The sequence below is a fragment of the Candidatus Thermokryptus mobilis genome, assembly GCF_900070205.1.
Classification (GTDB): domain Bacteria; phylum Bacteroidota; class Ignavibacteria; order Kryptoniales; family Kryptoniaceae; genus Kryptonium; species Kryptonium mobile.
Window position 1 is genome coordinate 49,351 of record NZ_FAOO01000002.1, and the last position, 16,439, is coordinate 65,789.

The 16,439-nt window shown below is 39.4% G+C and carries 15 protein-coding genes and 1 pseudogene; 6 read left to right on the forward strand and 10 right to left on the reverse strand.

Annotated elements, in window-relative coordinates:
* Window positions 1–3 precede the first annotated feature (3 nt).
* Genes flgK through csrA form a run of 6 tightly spaced genes read left to right on the forward strand, consistent with a single transcriptional unit; the run spans window position 4 to window position 4,441 of the window.
* Window positions 4–1,347 (forward strand): flagellar hook-associated protein FlgK, encoded by a 1,344-nt coding sequence (gene flgK, locus FKZ43_RS01405; RefSeq protein ID WP_140944089.1) that lies wholly within the window; start codon window positions 4–6, stop codon window positions 1,345–1,347.
* A gap of 19 nt (window positions 1,348–1,366) precedes the next feature.
* A complete protein-coding gene (gene flgL / locus FKZ43_RS01410) occupies window positions 1,367–2,248 on the forward strand; it encodes a flagellar hook-associated protein FlgL (protein ID WP_140944090.1) in 882 nt (293 codons plus the stop codon).
* The gene (locus FKZ43_RS01415; RefSeq protein ID WP_140944091.1) at window positions 2,245–3,030 is read left to right on the forward strand and encodes a motility protein A; all 786 of its coding nucleotides are present in this window, start codon (window positions 2,245–2,247) and stop codon (window positions 3,028–3,030) included. The genes flgL and FKZ43_RS01415 overlap by 4 nt, the downstream gene beginning before the upstream one ends.
* A 2-nt stretch (window positions 3,031–3,032) precedes the next feature.
* Window positions 3,033–3,782, forward strand: a complete 750-nt coding sequence (locus tag FKZ43_RS01420; protein WP_140944092.1) for an OmpA/MotB family protein — start codon at window positions 3,033–3,035, stop codon at window positions 3,780–3,782.
* Between the two features lie 15 nt (window positions 3,783–3,797).
* The gene (gene fliW / locus FKZ43_RS01425; RefSeq protein WP_140944093.1) at window positions 3,798–4,193 is read left to right on the forward strand and encodes a flagellar assembly protein FliW; all 396 of its coding nucleotides are present in this window, start codon (window positions 3,798–3,800) and stop codon (window positions 4,191–4,193) included.
* A 20-nt stretch (window positions 4,194–4,213) separates the two neighbouring features.
* A complete protein-coding gene (csrA, locus tag FKZ43_RS01430; RefSeq protein ID WP_140944094.1) occupies window positions 4,214–4,441 on the forward strand; it encodes a carbon storage regulator CsrA in 228 nt (75 codons plus the stop codon).
* A gap of 6 nt (window positions 4,442–4,447) precedes the next feature.
* Here the strand turns inward: csrA and FKZ43_RS01435 are convergent, their stop codons facing one another.
* From FKZ43_RS01435 to FKZ43_RS01480, 10 genes and pseudogenes are all read right to left on the reverse strand, one after another.
* Window positions 4,448–4,747, reverse strand: coding sequence for a cupin domain-containing protein (locus FKZ43_RS01435; RefSeq protein ID WP_140944095.1), 300 nt, complete (start codon window positions 4,745–4,747; stop codon window positions 4,448–4,450).
* 8 nt (window positions 4,748–4,755) lie between these two features.
* Window positions 4,756–5,877 carry an N-acetyl-alpha-D-glucosaminyl L-malate synthase BshA gene (gene bshA / locus FKZ43_RS01440; RefSeq protein WP_140944096.1) on the reverse strand — a complete coding sequence of 374 codons (1,122 nt, stop codon included), beginning with the start codon at window positions 5,875–5,877 and terminating at the stop codon, window positions 4,756–4,758.
* Window positions 5,874–6,722: a nitrilase-related carbon-nitrogen hydrolase gene (locus FKZ43_RS01445; RefSeq protein WP_140944097.1), complete on the reverse strand. Its 849-nt coding sequence runs from the start codon at window positions 6,720–6,722 to the stop codon at window positions 5,874–5,876. Before FKZ43_RS01445 ends, bshA begins: the two co-directional genes overlap by 4 nt.
* Window positions 6,723–6,742: 20 nt before the next feature.
* On the reverse strand, window positions 6,743–7,471 hold the full coding sequence (locus FKZ43_RS01450) for a 2-phosphosulfolactate phosphatase (protein ID WP_140944098.1): 729 nt from the start codon (window positions 7,469–7,471) through the stop codon (window positions 6,743–6,745).
* 20 nt (window positions 7,472–7,491) lie between these two features.
* Window positions 7,492–8,582: pseudogene (gcvT, locus tag FKZ43_RS01455) on the reverse strand (glycine cleavage system aminomethyltransferase GcvT).
* A 34-nt stretch (window positions 8,583–8,616) separates the two neighbouring features.
* Window positions 8,617–9,285, reverse strand: a complete 669-nt coding sequence (gene fsa / locus FKZ43_RS01460; protein ID WP_140944099.1) for a fructose-6-phosphate aldolase — start codon at window positions 9,283–9,285, stop codon at window positions 8,617–8,619.
* Window positions 9,269–10,939, reverse strand: coding sequence for an Rne/Rng family ribonuclease (locus FKZ43_RS01465; protein WP_140944100.1), 1,671 nt, complete (start codon window positions 10,937–10,939; stop codon window positions 9,269–9,271). Before FKZ43_RS01465 ends, fsa begins: the two co-directional genes overlap by 17 nt.
* On the reverse strand, window positions 10,881–13,592 hold the full coding sequence (locus FKZ43_RS01470) for a TIGR03960 family B12-binding radical SAM protein (RefSeq protein ID WP_140944101.1): 2,712 nt from the start codon (window positions 13,590–13,592) through the stop codon (window positions 10,881–10,883). Before FKZ43_RS01470 ends, FKZ43_RS01465 begins: the two co-directional genes overlap by 59 nt.
* A 134-nt stretch (window positions 13,593–13,726) precedes the next feature.
* A complete protein-coding gene (surE, locus tag FKZ43_RS01475) occupies window positions 13,727–14,515 on the reverse strand; it encodes a 5'/3'-nucleotidase SurE (protein WP_140944102.1) in 789 nt (262 codons plus the stop codon).
* Window positions 14,512–16,428, reverse strand: a complete 1,917-nt coding sequence (locus FKZ43_RS01480; RefSeq protein ID WP_181180201.1) for a tetratricopeptide repeat protein — start codon at window positions 16,426–16,428, stop codon at window positions 14,512–14,514. Before FKZ43_RS01480 ends, surE begins: the two co-directional genes overlap by 4 nt.
* Between the last annotated feature and the right edge of the window lie 11 nt (window positions 16,429–16,439).

Genomic DNA, 16,439 nt, shown 5'->3' on the forward strand with positions numbered 1-16,439 from the left:
CTTATGGCTGGATTGTTCAGTATAATTGAGAGTGCAAAGAAAGGGATTCATTCGTCAAGAATTGGGCTTGAGGTTACAAGCCACAATGTTTCAAATGCAAACACACCAGGTTACACAAGGCAAAGGGTTGAATTAAGCAGTAGCGATGTTTTGTCATCAAAGCTCGGAATGATAAACCCGGGCGTAAAAGTCGTCGGCATAAAACAAATCCGAGACATCTTCATTGAAGGTGAGATAAGAAAAACTCTAAACTCACTTGGGAATCATTCCGTTGAGCGTGAAATTTTCTCAAGGATTGAAACTATAATAAATGAACCCAGCGAGGTTGGGCTTGGGCGGTTAATTGAAAAATTTTTCAACGCTTTTGATGATTTAGCCAAAAATCCCGAGGACAGGGCTTTACGTGTCACCGTCGTTCAAAGCGCGAAGGCACTTTCACAAAGGTTTAACGACATTTTCAACTCTATGCTTGGGATGAAAAAAGACATATTGTCCGAAATGGATGCGAAGGTTAAAAATCTGAACGAAATCATCGCTGAAATTGGCAAATTAAACCGAGAAGCTGTGAATCTTTACAACTCTGGTGCTGAAACGAACGATATAAAGGACAAGATAAATCAAAAATTAAATGAACTTTCAAAACTTGTGGATTTCGTTGCATCATTTGACGAAAGCGGTGCCGTAAAAATTAACGCCGGTGGCGTCACCATTGTGAATAGGGAACAGGTTAAAAAGATTGAGATGAAATTCTTTGACGGTAAAGTTAAATTAATCTCAACCGACGATGGGATAGAAGCGAAGCTTAATTCTGGGGAGATTTTCATGCTTCAGAATTCGTTCAATGACCTGATCCCGGATGTGATTGAGGGATTTGATCGTCTCGCTTTGAACTTGATAAAAAAGATTAACGATATACATCGGCTTGGATATGGCATTAACGGGGCTACGGGTCTTGATTTCTTTGTCGGGACTGGTTCGGGAAGCATTCAAGTTAACAAAGCAATCCTTGAAAATCCGAATAAAATTGCAACTTCAATTGATGGAAACCCCGGTGATAATCAGGTGGCGCTCGCAATCGCAGGACTGAGAAAGGATGAAAACATAACCAACTTTTATAATTCAATTGTAAGCGATATCGGCTTAAGGTCAAAAATAAGCTCGGATAATGAGAACTTACAAAAGATGATTTTAAATCAACTTGAATCACAGCGAGATTCCGCTTCTGGTGTTTCAATTGATGAAGAGATGTTGAATATGATAAAGTTTCAAAAAATGTTTGAAGCCTCAGCAAGGGTGATACAAAGCGTAAATGAAATGATTGACACTATACTTTCAATGGTTAGATAAAACAAAATTGATCTCGGATATGCGAATCACCGAATTAACAGTGATAAAAAATTTGATCGACAACATAGACAAGACGAGAGAAAAGATAAATCAAGTTCAGCTTAAAATTGCAACTGGCAAAGAAATCAACACCGTATCAGACAACCCTTATATCGCAAATTCAATAATGAATTTGAAAGCGATGATAAACAGAAATGAACAATTTCAAAAAAACATTGACGACGCCATTGACTTCTTAACCGCAACTGGTGATGCACTTGACAATTTCATCAACACTTTGATTGATATAAAATCCCTACTCGTTGAGATCTCAAACTCAGCAAGGGAGCCAGATTACGAAACTTATGCGAACAGGTTGGGAGAACTTTTCAAGCAGTTGCTTGATTCTGCGAATACAAATTTCAAGGGGAAATATATTTTCAACGGGACGAATACAAAGGTCAAACCATTTTCATACGATGAAAAAAACGACCTATTGATTTCGGACTTGTCAAACGGTGAGATAAAGTTTGAGGTCAACGATGGCGTGTATGAGAAAGTAAATTTCACAGTTGAGGAGATCTTCGGTGGGAGGGAGATTTTTGACCTCGTGCATCAAATCAAAAATTCTTTGAAAAACAAAATCAAACCTGACATCTCCCTATTGCAAAGGTTTGAGCAACTCTTTGAAAACATTGTGAGCAATTCATCTGAGGTCGGGGCTTTGGTGAATAGATTTAATCTTTTGAGAAAGCAAATTGAAAAACAAAACCTTATTCTCACAGAACTTCTATCAATAAGGCAAGATACCGACATAGCACAACAAGCTATAAATTTACAAAAGGGTCAATTAATACTTGAATCAGCATATATGCTCGCTGGGAAAATAATTCAAAAGTCAATAATTGATTATCTGCGATGAAGAACAACTCTACATTTGAATTCGGAACGATTGCTGGTTTAATACTTGGGGTGTTGTCAATTTTCGGTTCGTTTCTTCTTGAAGGTGGAACGCTTGGGGCTCTGATTTTGATCCCTGCGATGTTGATCGTCTTTGGTGGGACAATCGCAACAGCTATGATCGGCTCACCTGCGAAGATATTTTTTAAGATACCCAGCTTTATAAAACTTGCGCTTATACCACCTAAATTCAATGTAGTTGAGACAATAGAGACGATAGTAAATTATGCAATCATAGCTAGGAAAGATGGGATACTTGCACTTGAAAAGGAAGTAAACAATGTGTCTCATCCTTTTTTAAAAAAGATGTTGCGACTTGCCATAGATGGAACTGACCCGGAGACAATCCGTGAAATAGCAGATGTTGAGATAAACTACATAACCGAGCGACACATGGCGAATGCAACTGTATTTCAAAAGATGGGTGGATACGCCCCAACAATGGGAATAATTGGAACTGTTATGGGATTAATTTCAACACTTGCGAATGCTGGAGGCGATCCAAATGAACTAATACGTCATATAGCGAGTGCTTTCATAGCGACGCTTTGGGGTGTCTTTAGTGCAAATATAATTTGGCTTCCGATAGCTGATAGATTAAAAGCGATTCACGCCGAAGAAAAAATCCTGTTAGAAATAATCGTTGAGGGTGTCTTAGCAATTCAAGCAGGTGAGGTCCCAACAATCATCAAGACGAAACTTTACTCAATGTTTCCGATAAGCGAGCAAAAAATAGAGGACTGAAAATGTCAAGGAAGAAGAAAGGACATCACGAGGAACATGAAAACCTTGAACGATGGCTCATAACTTATGCTGACTTGATCACGCTTTTGCTTGGTCTTTTCGTTGTGCTTTATTCAATGTCACAAATAGATCTGAACAAGTATCAGCAATGGATTTCCGCATTTAGCCAGTTGTTCGGTGGTGGCGGGGTTCTCTCCGGTGGTAAGGGTCTTCTCGTCACACCCGCTCCACAGCGGTCGGGCTCAGAGGCACAAGCAAGCACCTATCAAACAAGTTCAACCCAGCAAAAGCTTGAAGTTCAAATCAATGCAATTTTAAGCACAAACATTCAATCAAGGAAAATCATAGTTACAACATCCCCAGAGGGATTGACAATACATTTGCTTGAGCGATTGCTCTTTGAGTCAGGCAGTGCAGAACTCAAACCGGAGGCAAAGGCGGTCCTTGATACAATAGCTGAAATACTAAAACTTTTGCCAAATAAAATAAAAATTGAAGGGCACACGGACGATAGACCTATAAGAAGTGCAAGGTTTCCGTCAAACTGGCATCTTTCCGTAGCAAGAGCATTAAACACAGCATATTATCTTATGAGCAAAGGTGTAAACCCCGAGAAAATTTCAATCGCTGGATACTCAGAATATAGACCTATAGCTCCAAACAATTCGGAGGAAAACAGAGCAAAAAATAGAAGGGTTGACATCGTCATAGTTTCAACACAAAGTGGGATTTTAAGCAAAATCTCAAATTAAATCGTTCAAATTAAGATGAAGATAAAAAATTCACAGTTTGGTGAAATTGAATTTGACGATGAAATGATACTCTCATTCCCAAACGGGATTATTGGGTTTGAGGAGTTAAAAAAATTTATCATAGTTGAAGATGAAGAATGCAAACCATTCCGCTGGTTGTTCTCCATTGATGAGCCAGAAATCGGCTTTGCGGTACTTGAGCCAACGTTCGTGATTGAAAATTATTATCAAAGAATCGGATTTGATCCACAAATTTTTGCCCTCTTCACAATAGTGACACTGAACAGGGATATTTTAAAGATCAGTGTGAATTTGAAAGCTCCTATTGTGATTGACAAGTTAAAAAAACTTGGAAAACAGATAATACTTGATGACCCCGAACTTGAGGTAACGCACCAACTATTCACATAGAAAACTTAATGAGTTTTAAAATGCTTGTGCTTTCAAGGAAACCCGGAGAGTCAGTGATAATTCAAAACAACATAAAAATAACCGTGCTTGAAATCTCGGGCAATCAAATCAAACTTGGATTTGAAGCACCAGAGGATATCTTGATATATCGTCAGGAAGTTTATGAGCAAATAATTAGTGAAAACAAATCAGCGGTTAAAGTTGATCGCAACTTGCTGAAAAAATTTGCAATCGGATTCAAAAGATAAGGTCTTTTACTTTGAAGCGCAAAGATAAACTACCGGCTCATTCCCCTCAACCTTAGCCCAATGAACTGTTCCAGCTGGAAGATCAAGCCGATCGCCCGGACCGAGGACGAATTCCTCTTCACCAACGCCATATCTCATCCTGCCACTTACAACCCATCTGATTTCATTAAATGCGTGAGAGTGATTCCCGTAATAAGTCCCGGGTTCATCAATCCAGACAAATGGATATGTCCCCTCTTGATAGAGGATATTTTTGAGTTCTTCAATGTCGGGTTTATACGGTTTGTCCCAGCGTGTGATTTTCATTTTGACATTCAATTTTGGTTTAAAATTTTTTCATAAAACTGTTCATATTTCGGGACGATGAGGTTTTTGTCAAAGTATTTTTCGGCTCTTTCTCTTGCTTTTTCGGAAAATTCACGGTATCTGTTTCTATCTTCAAGGAGTTCAACAATATATGAAGCCATCCTATTGATGTTTCCTACCTCTGTGAGATAACCCGTCTCACCATGCAAGACAACCTCTGGCAAACCACCGACATTTGTAGCTACCACTGGCAGTCCACAGCTCATCGCTTCAAGCGCCGAAAGCCCAAAACTTTCCATCTGACTTGGGAGAATGAAAATATCAGCCGAGCACAAAATTTCATTCAATGCCTCTTGCTTCCCAAGGAAAATGACATCGTCACATAAATTTAGCGTTCGGCAAAGGTTCTCAACATCGCCTCTTTCTGGACCATCACCTACAAAGACAAGCTTACAAGGTAATTTAGTTCTTACAATTTCAAAAACTCTAACGACATCCTGAACCCTTTTAACCTTTCTAAAATTTGAGACATGTATTAAAACCTTTTCTCCATTTGGAGCTATTTTCTTTCGCAAGGGCGCATCTTTAATTGGCTTAAAAAGTTCAGTATCAACGAAGTTCGGTATGACCTCTATTTCGCGGGAGATGTTATAAGTTGAGATTGTCACCTCCCGAAGATACCTTGACACAGCTGTAACACCATCGCTTGATTCAATCCCAAATCTTACGACAGGTGTAAAACTCGGTTCAAGCCCCACAAGAGTGATGTCAGTCCCGTGAAGCGTAGTTATAACCTTGATCTTATCCCCAAGTATCATCTTTGCCAAGATAGCGCTTGTTGCGTGAGGGATAGCATAATGAACATGGATTATGTCTATTTTATTGAATCTCGCAACATCAATAATTCTGCTTGCGAGCGCATCGGTATAAATCGGAAATTCAAAAAGTGGATATTGATAAAGTTCAACCTCGTGAAAATAAATGTTGTCAAGGAATTTGTTAAGTTTTATCGGGACGGCATAACAAATGAAATGGATTTCGTGACCTCGTGCTGCAAGTGCCTTCCCAAGTTCAGTTGCTACGACACCGCTACCTCCATAAGTCGGATAACAAGTTATCCCGATTTTCATTTTGATCCTAAAATTCTCTTAAGTTCCCTTTCAAAAAGATAGGGGTCTTCATCAATAAAGTGTCTTGAAAACTGCCTTGACCTTTTTATCGTGTTATAGTCAATTTCGGCAAAGATCAAATCCTCGTCAAAAAGTTTTGCAACAGCGATGACTTCCCCGTCCGAGTTCACAACCTCCGATCCGCCCCAGAAATTGACCCCGTCTTCGTATCCAACGCGATTGCTGAAAAGAAGATAAACACTCAAAAGTCGTGCGTATGTTTTATGATGTTCGGAGTTTATCTTATAATTCGTCAGCTCCTCCGAGGCACCAGAAATTCTTGTTGGGCTTGCTGCAAGACCAGCTATCACCATCGCTCCGTCAACAGCAAGAATGTAAGGCAAGGAAATATGCCATAGATCCTCACAGATCAAAACACCAATACGCCCAATTTTCGTATCAAACGCTCTAACCCTATCTCCCCTTGAAAAATATCTCAACTCCTCAAACATCCCGTATGTCGGCGGATAAATCTTTCTATGAACATATTTTATCTGACCGTCCTCAAACACAAAAGCCGAATTATAAATCCCAAAACTTTCCCCCTCTTCAACCCCACCTGCAATTATAATTATCTCCCGGCTCAATTTTTTGAGATCATCAAAAACATTTGACTTGAAAGGATTTACAGCAATATCAATGTTTATGTCCCTGAGGGTATAGCCGGTTAAACTTAACTCAGGGAAAAGTATAAGCTTAGCACCCTCTTTAATAGCAAGTTCAATGTAATGGATATGTTTCTCAATGTTTCGCCTCAAATCCCCAAGGACACAATCAATTTGTGCAACTGCAACGAGATGTTTCATTGAATTTGATTTTTAATTTTCTAAACCGCTTTTATGACTCCATCGGAATAAATCGGCAAAACTGGGATTGAATCAACCTCTGCGCAAACCTTTAAATCATCTTCAAAACCAAGTTCTGTGAGAAATCTGCCATGCTCACTTTCTTGAAGCATCTTCAAAAGATTTCTACCATAGAACTTGTAAAGTTTAATAGCTGCTGTTACTGAATCACTTAATTTCAACTTTTTCTTCGGTTTTCCTTTCGTCAACATAAAAGCAATCATCCCAGCGCAAACAGCATCTTCAAGGCAGAAACGATTGAATTTTCCCGAACATAAGATCAAAATATCATCGCTATTTTCCTTGGCAAACTTCACTACCGTTGAAACATTCACAAAGCTCCCTATGATTGAATACCTCGCATACTTCGTCTTAGTTATAGCCACGGAACCGTTCGTGCTTGCATAGATCAATGTTTTTCCCTTAACTTTCTCCTCGGTATATTCAAGTGGAGAATTACCGAGATCAAATCCATCAATTATCTTTCCACCTCTTTCACCACACAGAAGGAAAGACCCAGGTTCAAGCGTTGACGCATACTTAACTGCGTTTTCAACAGATGCAGTTGGAATTATAACCCTCGCACCATTTTTAAGAGCGGTTGATATGGTTGTTGACGCTCTCAAAACATCAACAACAATGACAGTTTTATCTTTCAAGCTTAATTCATCCTGAATTTGCAAAGGCGTGAAATATAAATCTAACTCCATTTCCCCCGCTATATTTTGTTTTACCTTGCTCTGTTTGGAACAAAGGGGAGGGAAACAACCTTTGCCGGAAGTTCTCTGCCTCTTGCGTTTATCGTTATTTCCTCGCCCAGATTTGAAAACTTCACATCAACATAACCAAGCCCAATCCCCTTTTCAAGTATAGGTGAAAATGTCCCACTGGTCACATAACCAATCTTATTCCCTCCCTTCAAAATTTCATATCCATGCCTTGGTGGTACTTTATCCTCAAGGACAAACCCAACAAGTTTTCTTTTCAGCCCTTCACTTTTCACCTTAAGCAAACTTTCCTTCCCGATGAAATCACCTTTATCAAACTTGACGATCCAATCAAGCCCTGCTTCAAGTGGATTTGTCGTTTGATCAATGTCATTTCCATAGAGCATATATCCCATTTCAGTTCTCAATGTATCCCTTGCTCCAAGACCAACCGGACCAATGTTAAATTCTCTGCCTGCTTCCATAACAGCATTCCAAACCTTTCTACAAAGATCAGGCTTGGCATCAAAATAAAGTTCAAAACCAAGCTCGCCCGTGTAACCTGTGCGCGAAATAATCATATCAACCCAGCGAGCTTCCCCCTGACGAAACTATAATACCTTATCTGGGTCAAATCAACATCTGTAAGCTTCTGCAAAGTCGCCAAAGAATTCGGTCCTTGAACGGCAAGAAGAGCGACATCATCACTTATGTTTTCAAGATTAACATCACCTTCAAGATGCTTTTTCATCCACTCAAAATCCTTTTCAATGTTAGCTGCATTCACAACAACCATGTAATAATCACCAAGGTTATAAATCAAAAGGTCATCAACTATTCCCCCATTTTCATAACACATCGCTGAATATTGAGCTCTTCCAGGTGAAATTTTTGAGACATCATTGACGGTGAGCTTTTGAAGAAACCTCATTGCATCCTTACCACTAACTTTAAACTCACCCATATGCGAGACATCAAAAACGCCAACGGACTCACGAACACGCTTGTGCTCTGAGATTATCCCCTCGTATTGAATCGGCATTTCATAACCGGCAAAAGGTGCTATTTTAGCTCCAAGTTCAAGATGAATCTCGTAAAAAGGTGTTCTTTTCATAAAGGATTCTTCTTATTAATTTTTAAGGAAGTGTTCAACTTACTTTTTCAAGTTTGAGTTCCGCTTGGGCTTTTTTCCAATCCTGTAAAAATCTCTCAAGTCCTATATCCGTCAATGGATGCTTTATCAATTGCTCAAGGACCTTAAAAGGCATAGTTACAACATCAGCTCCTATTAACCCGGCTTCAACAACATGCATTGGATGCCTTACGCTTGCCACAAGTACTTTGGTCTCAAAGTTATAATTTTTGTAAATCTGAACGATTTGCCTTATCAAACTCATCCCATCACTTGATATATCATCAAGCCGTCCAACAAACGGACTTATATAGTAAGCACCAGCCTTAGCTGCAAGGATTGCTTGTGTGGGCGAAAAACAAAGTGTGACATTAGCCCTTATCCCTTCGGACTTGAGAAACTTCACCGCTTTTAAACCATCTTTAATTAGCGGTATCTTAACGATGATGTTATCCGAAATTTTAACAAGTTCCCTAGCTTCTTTAACCATTCCTTCAAAATCCGTTGAAATCACCTCCGCACTTACATCACCATCAACAATTGAACATATTTCCTGGAGCAGTTCTTTAAAATCCCTTTTCTCTTTGGCAACCAAACTTGGATTTGTCGTAACCCCATCAAGTATGCCCCAGCTTACAGCCTCCTTTATCTCGTCAATGTTTGCTGTGTCAAGAAAAATTTTCATTTTTTTGCTCCTGTTTGTTTGGATTAAATTGAAACGGTTGAACTTGTGAAGTTTCAGTTAATTCTTTCCCAGTTTTAGCTGAAACGACCCTGAACTCCTCAACTGAAAGGGTTGGGTCTGGTTCAACCTTAAGCTTGATGAAGTATCTCAACATAAGTTTTATAGTTTTAATCCTTCCTGCTAAACTCGTTTTCATAAATTTGGCAAGCGTTGGGTGAAGTTTAAAAATCAAATTTCTCTCTGAAGATATCGCTTTGAACTTTGTCAGCCATCTTTCAATTTTCCTAAAAATTAAATCCCTCAAGAAGATAACACCTGTTCCAGCGCAAGTTGGGCACGGTTCGCTAAATTTTTCAAAAACGCTCGGCCTGACCCTCTGCCTTGTAATCTGAACGAGACCAAATTCAGACATCGGCAAAACGGTAACCTTAGCTCTATCCTTCTTGAACTCCTTTAAAAGCTCATCCAAAAGGCGCTTTTTACTTTTCTCATCTTCAAGGTCAATGAAGTCAACAACTATCAAACCGCCAATATCCCTTAACCTAAGTTGTCTAACTATTTCCCTTGCAGCGTCAAGATTTATCCTAAGTGAGACCTGTTCCTGGTCCTTCCGAGGGGCGTATTTCCCAGTGTTAACATCTATCACCGTCATCGTTTCCGTTTGCTCTATCAATATATATGAGCCACCGCGCAAATAAACTTTCCTTCCAAGCGAATTTTCAATCTCCCTGTTTATACCATACTTTTCAAAAATATCCTCCGTTTCATCAAGCTCAATCTTATCAACTATGTCTGGAGCAGCCCATCTTGCATAAGCAACGATCTCACGATAGAGCGACTTTGAATCAACGACAACCCTTTCAACATCTTTCGTCAAAAGGTCTCGCATAACACTTGAAGTCACGCCAAGGTCTTTATAAAGTAAAGCTGGGGGCTTTTCAACGGCAAGCATCTTTTCTATTTTCTCCCAAGTCGTTATAAGTTGCTCAAGTTCCCCACGGATTGTCTTTGTATCCTTCCCTTCAGCAGCAGTTCTAACTATAACACCGTATCCATCCGGAAGCAAAGCCCTTATGATATTCCTCAATCGCCTTCTTTCCTTTTGGTTTGATATTTTACGCGATATTCCGATTTTATTCTCCATAAATGGCATCAAAACAAGAAATCTCCCAGGCAAAGTTATCCTTGTCGTAACGCGAGCGCCCTTTCTACCAAGCGGTTCTTTTATGACTTGAACGAGGATTGGTTGTCCCTTCTTTAAAAGATGCGATTTCCTGGGTGTGTAAGCTTCGGTTACCCCCTGACCAGTCGCGGATGTCTCTATCGGTTGTAATCTGGCTTCAACAGGCTCGCTCTTCGCTTCAACCTCTGACATCTCATCTATACTCGTATCGTCCCCAAGCAAATCCGAAAACTCATCAATTGATGCCTTATCAATATCGGCGAAATGCAAAAAAGCATCCTGCTTATGCCCAATGTTAATAAAAGCAGCCTTTATCCCGGGCAAAACCCTTGCAACTTTACCAAGGTAAATATCCCCAACCATCCTCTCTTGTTCCGGGTTCTCAAAGAACAACTCAACAAGTTGCCCATCTTCAAGTACTGCTATACGTGTTTCCTTCTTCTTGGTGCTGATGTAAATCTCCTTCCTCATAAGAAACCCTTGATTTGTTTATCACATTATATTCAATTGGATCAATTAAGAAACCATCAACCAAAATAAATTGACCAGTTCTTACAACTTTAATTTTCTTAACTTGAATTTCATCTAAACCCAAAATCTTACCAATCACTAAATCAACTTTCGGAACTTCCCCCATACTACCACGCTCCAACCTGACGACAAAACCATCATCCTCAATGAAAATATCCCGAACGAACTCGCGAATGTTTATCAATTTGACATCGCCATTTTTAGAACGCTCAACGAGAATTTCCCGCTTTGAAAGAAACTTAGAAATCAAATCAGAAAGATTTCCCCCATTGAAATAAACCTTATATTCAAAGACATTTATCTGGCTGTCAAGCGATTTCTTGCTTTTTTCAATCCTTCGCACATCAAGTATGCTCATACCATCTGGTAGATTTTGAATCAGGCGCATTTTGATTTCAAGTGGTTCAATCTCCTCCTCAAGTTCAAAATCAAGGTATTCACACTTGCTCTCATATCCAAGCGGAAGAGGAGGCGAAAAAGAAAACTTAGGATGCGGATGAAACCCTTTTGTATAAGCAACCTTTATCCCTGACTTTCTGAAAATGCGATTGAAAAGCCGAATCAAATCAAGATGTGAAATGTATCTTAAATAACCCTCTTTCGCATATTTCATCCTGTATGAAAAAGTCGTTGATGGATTCGCTGTATTAATCTCTGTTTTGTCAATCCAAATCACATCCTCACCGAGCGCGATGGATTCGCCTTTCAAATCTGAGCTTGAATTTTTATCAACTTGACTTCTTATCAACATTTTTATGGTTTTGAAATCACAGGCTCCGCAAGCGTGGCATATGTCCTCGGGTCTACAGTCAGGTATCATTGCTTCTTGATACGCCTTTTGTCTATCGCGCCAGAGAAATTTCTTCAAAACTCCCATAAATATGTGATCCCACGGGAAGACCTCATCCTTTTCAAACTCACGGGTGTAATCTTCAATTTTTAACCCATTTTCTTCCATTGCTTTCACCCAAATATCAAAATTCATCTTATCAGTCCAAGCGTCAAACTTCGCCCCATTTTTCCAAGCCGAGTATATCACCCTTGAAATTCTTCTATCGCCACGCCCAAGGATTGTCTCAAGCGTCGTAACCCTGGGGTCCCGGATATCAAGTTTTATGTTCCTGCATCTATTCTTTGATTTGAGATAGCGCGTTTTATCAATGAGCTCTTCAATTGAATTCTGCCTCTCCCATTGAAATGGTGTGTGCGCCTTCGGAGAAAATGGTGAAACAGAAACATGAACTTCCATATTATAAACCTTTTTCCTGCGTGCGATTTCAATAACATTGTTCGCTATACGCAAAATCCCATCAAGGTCTTCATATGTCTCAGTTGGTAAACCCATCATAAAATAAAGTTTAACAAGTCGCCATCCATAATCAATGGCTATTTCAACAGCACGATAAAAATCATCTTCAGAGCTTTGTTTATTTATCACCCTGCGCAATCTCTCAGTTCCAGCCTCGGGTGCGAAAGTTAAACCGCTTGCTCCACCCTCTCGTGTAAACTTCGCAATTCCAACGGTATATGTCTGTGGTCTAAGCGAAGGGAAACTCGGTGAAACTTTTTTCTCCTTAACAATTTCATAATTCCTGCCCATAAGCTCGGGGAGAAGAGAATAATCCGAAGTGGAAAGCGAAACAAACGACATCTCCTCGTAACCGGTATTTTCAATAACCCGTCTCGTCTCATTTATCAAATCATCAACCGCTCTCTCACGAACAGGTCTATAAATCATCCCGGCGTTACAAAATCTACAGCCCTGGGTGCATCCGCGCATGATCTCAAGTTGAAATCTATCGTGTACAACTTCAATTAACGGGACAATGGGTCTGTCGGGATAATGCTCGGGCTTTAACTCAGGTATGACATTTCTCTTCACAGGCAACGGAAGCTCATCAAATAACTTCCTAATCCCTTTATATTTCCCTTCTTCATAAATTGGCTCGTAAAATTTCGGGACATATACACCTTGCAATTTCTTCCCCGCTGTCAGTAGAATCTCATCTCTGCTCGCTCCATTTTTCCTCATCTCACGGTAAAGTTCAAGAAACTGGGGTAACAAATTCTCCCCGTCCCCAAGAAGGAAAGCATCTATAAAAGCCGACATCGGCTCTGGATTACAAGCAACAGGACCACCAGCTATAACGATCGGATCACTTTCACCCCTATCGCTTGAAAAAATAGGTATCTGACCAAGTTCAAGCATATTTAAAATGTTGCTATAGTGAAGCTCATACTGCAATGTAAAGCCAACGATATCAAAATCCCTTAATGGTCTTTTCGTCTCAAGTGAAAAAAGAGGTATCCCCTCTCTTCTCATAAGTTCCTCAGCATCGGTCCAAGGAGCATAAACCCTTTCAGCACATGCCCATTCAATTTTATTGACGATGTTATAAAGAATTTTAAAACCAATGTAAGACATCCCTATCTCATAAACATCCGGAAAACAAAGAGCAATCTTAACTTCAGCGTCTTCCTTAACGAGGATATTGAACTCATTACCGATATATCTACCTGGTTTACTAACAAATGGCAAAACTTTTTCCTCAAACTCCTTCCACATATTAGCAAATCTATCCTCAAGGGGCATTTTTGACAACACTTATTTTATTATTGAAAAAACCGAAACAGGCGACCAAACTTTAAAAATCTTCAAATCTTACCCTCCGACCTGTTCCGGTTTCGGTTTCAAAATTACGAAAAAAAAGCAAGTATTCCAAAGTTTTAATCAAATTTGAAAATCTCCTCAAGCCCACTTTTTTTCAATTTGCCAATCGCTTCATAATCAGTAAGGTCAAAGTGAATCGGTGTGATTGAAATATAATTGTTTTGAACTGCCGTGTGATCAGAATTTATATCTTCATGCTCATAATTCACAAATTTTCCAGTCAACCAATAATATTCCCTGCCGTTGGGGTCTTTACGCAGGTCAAACCAATCATCCCAAAACGCCTTGCCCTGCCTTGTAATCAAAACCCCCTTTATTTCACTCTCTGGAACCGGGGGAACATTGACATTTAAAAGCGTCCCACTTGGAATTCCATTTCTAAATATAAACTGCGCCAACTTAGCTGCAAACTTTGCCGCAAATGAGAAATCGGGATTCGGTTCATAAGTTGCAAGCGAGATTGCAAACGATGGTATTCCTAAAATAGTCCCCTCCGTTGCAGCAGAGACAGTGCCAGAGTAAATTATATTAATTGAAGTGTTCATCCCGTGATTTATTCCCGAAATTAAGAGGTCAATTTTTTTATCCCTCAGAAGTGCCTTTACAGCAAGTTTGACAGCATCAGCTGGAGTTCCATCAACGGCATAACCGAAAAATTCACCGTTTTTATAAAACGGATTCACACGCAAAGGATACTGAACTGTTATAGCATGACCAACAGCACTCATCTGCTTTTCAGGTGCAACAACGGTCACATCAGCTATTTTTTTCAATTCCACCACAAGCGCATAAATCCCCTCGGCATTTATGCCATCATCATTTGAAACAAGAATATGCTTTCTCATCTCTTCGGTTTTACCTCTTCTCTTTTTCCATTCTTAAGTTCTTTTAACTCTTGAATTCTCTTTAATTCTTCATACGCCTCCTTTCTATCCGGATTTATCTCGGCTGCTTTTTTCAATACACTTTCAGCTTCAGAAATTTTCCCAGCATTTGCATACACAATCCCAAGATAAACATATTGCTCATAATTGAAGGGGTTATAGCTTATCGCCCTGTTGAGCGACTCTATCGCTTTATCGTAAAGTTTAAGCTCGTTATAAACATAACCGAGAAGCGTTCTTATTATCCAGAAGTCATTTCCGCTTGAGAGCGCCGACTCAAGTACAGTCCTTGAATCCGCCCAATTGCCCTGCGCCTTGTAAACATCAAATAAACGCTCATAAGCAAGGACAAAATTTGAATCAAGCGAAATCGCCTTTGTCAAATAAATTATAGCAGGATAAAAATCGTTATCGCTCAAATATATTTCCGCTATCGTATAATTCGCCAATGGAAATCTCGGTTCAAGAAGAATCGCTCTCCTTATCGCATCAAGCCCACCGGTCTTGTCTCCCTTTGAAAATTTATCCAAACCATCGCGATAAAAAGCAATCGCCTCGGATTCCAAATTTTTCTCCTTGACAAAAATCATGCTTCGCAAAATCTCAAGTCGTCTTATAAGCTCCCTATCAGTTAATGACTTCAAAGCCTTGAAAATATAATTTTTGCTTTCAGTGTAGTTCCCTCGCACATAATTATCAACAGCTAGGAAAATTTCATAGTATGGCTCTGGAAGTTGCTTTGAATTATTTAAAAGATTTACGAGAAACTTCTCGTCAAAAAGCGTTCCCTTTGTCTTTAAATTTGAGATGCAAACCCTTTGGAATATCTCATAATCTTTCTCAACTCCAAAGACCTTTAAATTTGCAAGAACCGTGTCGGGCAAAACGAACTCAAATTTCGTCGTATCTGGGTTATTCCAAAATGATTCAGATGTGAAAGCATATGCAAGCGCCGAAATCACAAGGCGATACCTGAAATTTTCACCCCCTTCCGTGTTGAGCCAGCCGATACTTTTTACATCAAGGCGATATTTCTCTGCTTTGATCTCATTTTCAATCTTTTCAAAATAACTATTCGCTCGCGAAAGCATAGCAAATACAGCTGTATCAGCAAGGACATTTACTTTCGGCGTCAAAACATTATTAACATAATTTTGAAACTTAACTTTCAAACTGTCATATTCCTTAAGTTTATCCTCCGGCTCCATTGACGCTGAAACAACCAAATTAAACTTATCAACAAGGTCAATAAGGATGTTATCAAGCGATTTTATACACTTTTCACGAGCATCTTTGTAAAAAGAAAATTTTTTCGCCATCTCGTCAGTGACAAGCTCAAACAAAACATTTGCTGAAGCGCTGTAATCGCCACCACTGTAAAGTTTAACCCCCTCTTGATATTTCGCTATCGCCTTTGAATAACCTTCCCATAAATTTTCCGGAACGCTCATATCACCCCTGCTGACAACCTTCTCAGAAATCGGATAAACTATCGTAAACGGTTTCTCAAGCTTAAATTTTTTCTCAAAACCAATCACAATCCCCATTTTACCATCAGATGTAACAAAATCATAAATTTCGGGATAAAAAACATTCCCACCCTGCTGTATCAAAATCTTCCCCGTGAGCTCTTTCGCAAATTCCTCATCAATCTTCCAATCCCCCTCAGGAGTGCAGAAAAAATAATAATATGCTCCTTTTGACACATCAACATCCGTGAAATCTTTCTTCACATTTTCAACCGTAAAACTAATAGTTACATATCTCTCCCCCCTGAGCAATGTTTTCTCCCTTACTTTCAATGTCAAACTTTGCGAAAAAACCCATGTGGTAGATAAAATGAGAAACAACGCTACAATGGTTGACTTTCTCATCTTTGTTTCGC

Bases quoted from the DNA above. Each gene is read 5' to 3' on its own strand.
- FKZ43_RS01450 (WP_140944098.1), bottom strand. From the start codon at position 7,471: ATGGAGTTAGATTTATATTTCACGCCTTTGCAAATTCAGGATGAATTA.
- FKZ43_RS01445 (WP_140944097.1), bottom strand. From the start codon at position 6,722: ATGAAACATCTCGTTGCAGTTGCACAAATTGATTGTGTCCTTGGGGAT.
- FKZ43_RS01480 (WP_181180201.1), bottom strand. From the start codon at position 16,428: ATGAGAAAGTCAACCATTGTAGCGTTGTTTCTCATTTTATCTACCACA.
- csrA (WP_140944094.1), top strand. From the start codon at position 4,214: ATGCTTGTGCTTTCAAGGAAACCCGGAGAGTCAGTGATAATTCAAAAC.
- bshA (WP_140944096.1), bottom strand. From the start codon at position 5,877: ATGAAAATCGGGATAACTTGTTATCCGACTTATGGAGGTAGCGGTGTC.
- FKZ43_RS01465 (WP_140944100.1), bottom strand. From the start codon at position 10,939: ATGAGGAAGGAGATTTACATCAGCACCAAGAAGAAGGAAACACGTATA.
- fsa (WP_140944099.1), bottom strand. From the start codon at position 9,285: ATGAAAATTTTTCTTGACACAGCAAACATTGACGAGATAAAGGAGGCT.
- FKZ43_RS01420 (WP_140944092.1), top strand. From the start codon at position 3,033: ATGTCAAGGAAGAAGAAAGGACATCACGAGGAACATGAAAACCTTGAA.
- fliW (WP_140944093.1), top strand. From the start codon at position 3,798: ATGAAGATAAAAAATTCACAGTTTGGTGAAATTGAATTTGACGATGAA.
- surE (WP_140944102.1), bottom strand. From the start codon at position 14,515: ATGAGAAAGCATATTCTTGTTTCAAATGATGATGGCATAAATGCCGAG.
- flgK (WP_140944089.1), top strand. From the start codon at position 4: ATGGCTGGATTGTTCAGTATAATTGAGAGTGCAAAGAAAGGGATTCAT.
- FKZ43_RS01470 (WP_140944101.1), bottom strand. From the start codon at position 13,592: ATGCCCCTTGAGGATAGATTTGCTAATATGTGGAAGGAGTTTGAGGAA.
- FKZ43_RS01415 (WP_140944091.1), top strand. From the start codon at position 2,245: ATGAAGAACAACTCTACATTTGAATTCGGAACGATTGCTGGTTTAATA.
- FKZ43_RS01435 (WP_140944095.1), bottom strand. From the start codon at position 4,747: ATGAAAATCACACGCTGGGACAAACCGTATAAACCCGACATTGAAGAA.
- flgL (WP_140944090.1), top strand. From the start codon at position 1,367: ATGCGAATCACCGAATTAACAGTGATAAAAAATTTGATCGACAACATA.